The organism is Bacteroides sp. AF20-13LB, assembly GCF_003603065.1.
GTDB lineage: Bacteria > Bacteroidota > Bacteroidia > Bacteroidales > Bacteroidaceae > Bacteroides > Bacteroides uniformis.
Window position 1 is genome coordinate 3,307 of the sequence record NZ_QTMH01000020.1, and the last position, 2,444, is coordinate 5,750.

2 tRNA genes and 1 rRNA gene are annotated in these 2,444 nt (G+C 48.2%); all 3 read right to left on the reverse strand.

From position 1 onward, the window contains the following. Nucleotides 1-247 precede the first annotated feature (247 nt). The 3 genes from DWX62_RS19630 to DWX62_RS19640 all read right to left on the reverse strand — a co-directional run bounded on the left by DWX62_RS19630 (nt 248) and on the right by DWX62_RS19640 (nt 2,147). Nucleotides 248-321: transfer RNA gene (locus DWX62_RS19630), tRNA-Ala, on the reverse strand. 90 nt (nt 322-411) lie between these two features. After that, nucleotides 412-485, reverse strand: a tRNA-Ile gene (locus DWX62_RS19635). Nucleotides 486-620: 135 nt separating this feature from the next. After that, a 16S ribosomal RNA gene (locus DWX62_RS19640) occupies nt 621-2,147 on the reverse strand. Between the last annotated feature and the right edge of the window lie 297 nt (nt 2,148-2,444).

Consider the following 2,444-nt stretch of genomic DNA (forward strand, 5'->3'; position numbering starts at 1 on the left):
GTACCGGGTTGTCCCATTCGGAAATCCGCGGATCAAAGGTCATTTGCACCTACCCGCAGCTTATCGCAGCTTATCACGTCCTTCATCGCCTCCGAGAGCCAAGGCATCCGCCATGTGCCCTTACTTACTTTTTGTCTTACCGATCACGTATGGTCGATATATACTTTCAGCTTTTAACTTTACTTTTTTTTGGTCACATCATGTCAAAGAACGGTGTTTCAATTATAAAACAATAATCAAAACGGAGTGGAGAATAACGGATTCGAACCGTTGACCCCCTGCGTGCAAAGCAGGTGCTCTAGCCAGCTGAGCTAATCCCCCTTCTTATAAGTGGAAAACGGAAAGTGGAAAGTGGAAAATCCGGAGAGTTCCCGATTTTCATTTCTCAATTTTCAGTTTTCAACTTTGAAGTAGTCCCAGGCAGAGTTGAACTGCCGACCTCTACATTATCAGTGTAGCGCTCTAACCAACTGAGCTATAGGACTGTCAGTCAAACCCTCGCCTTACGGCTCGGCTTCTACTTTTCTCGTATATTTTAATAAACAAGTACGCGCAGTACAAGAGGTTCTTATGGAAGCATAACTTCAAGAACCAACGATCGAGTCGAGACGTCACTCCAGAAAGGAGGTGTTCCAGCCGCACCTTCCGGTACGGCTACCTTGTTACGACTTAGCCCCAATCACCAGTTTTACCCTAGGGCGCTCCTTGCGGTTACGCACTTCAGGTACCCCCGGCTTTCATGGCTTGACGGGCGGTGTGTACAAGGCCCGGGAACGTATTCACCGCGCCGTGGCTGATGCGCGATTACTAGCGAATCCAGCTTCATGGAGTCGGGTTGCAGACTCCAATCCGAACTGAGAGAGGCTTTCGGGATTAGCATCACGTCGCCGTGTAGCTGCCTTCTGTACCCCCCATTGTAACACGTGTGTAGCCCCGGACGTAAGGGCCGTGCTGATTTGACGTCATCCCCACCTTCCTCACATCTTACGACGGCAGTCTCGACAGAGTCCCCAGCATAACCTGATGGTAACTATCGATAAGGGTTGCGCTCGTTATGGCACTTAAGCCGACACCTCACGGCACGAGCTGACGACAACCATGCAGCACCTTCACAACTGCCTTGCGGCTGACATGTCTCCACATCATTCAGTTGCAATTCAAGCCCGGGTAAGGTTCCTCGCGTATCATCGAATTAAACCACATGTTCCTCCGCTTGTGCGGGCCCCCGTCAATTCCTTTGAGTTTCACCGTTGCCGGCGTACTCCCCAGGTGGAATACTTAACGCTTTCGCTTGGCCGCTTACTGTATATCGCAAACAGCGAGTATTCATCGTTTACTGTGTGGACTACCAGGGTATCTAATCCTGTTTGATACCCACACTTTCGAGCATCAGCGTCAGTTACAGTCCAGCAAGCTGCCTTCGCAATCGGAGTTCTTCGTGATATCTAAGCATTTCACCGCTACACCACGAATTCCGCCTGCCTCTACTGTACTCAAGACACCCAGTATCAACTGCAATTTTACGGTTGAGCCGCAAACTTTCACAACTGACTTAAGCGTCCGCCTACGCTCCCTTTAAACCCAATAAATCCGGATAACGCTCGGATCCTCCGTATTACCGCGGCTGCTGGCACGGAGTTAGCCGATCCTTATTCATACGGTACATACAAAAAGGCACACGTGCCTCACTTTATTCCCGTATAAAAGAAGTTTACAACCCATAGGGCAGTCATCCTTCACGCTACTTGGCTGGTTCAGACTCTCGTCCATTGACCAATATTCCTCACTGCTGCCTCCCGTAGGAGTTTGGACCGTGTCTCAGTTCCAATGTGGGGGACCTTCCTCTCAGAACCCCTATCCATCGAAGGCTTGGTGGGCCGTTACCCCGCCAACAACCTAATGGAACGCATCCCCATCGATGACCGAAATTCTTTAATAGTTCCACCATGCGGAAGAACTATGCCATCGGGTATTAATCTTTCTTTCGAAAGGCTATCCCCGAGTCATCGGCAGGTTGGATACGTGTTACTCACCCGTGCGCCGGTCGCCATCAAACTTAGCAAGCTAAGTTCATGCTGCCCCTCGACTTGCATGTGTTAAGCCTGTAGCTAGCGTTCATCCTGAGCCAGGATCAAACTCTTCATTGTAAAAGTATCGTGACTGCGCAAATTAAAAATTAAAGTGCGACAGCTTAATTATCTGTTCAGGACGCTCGAATTCAAAAAGTTTATCTTTACCTATTTATATAAAACAGGTATTGACGGTTCTTTTGTTTTACCCAGGTACGACGCGCCTTAATCATTAGTTTCCAATTATTAATTTGCGAAGCACCTGCTCTTGTACTACTTGTATTGTTTATGTAAATCTGTTCAAAGATCGCTCGTTTCACGATTGCTGTTCTTTTCAGAAAGCGGATGCAAAGGTAAGAACTTTAAAGCATATCT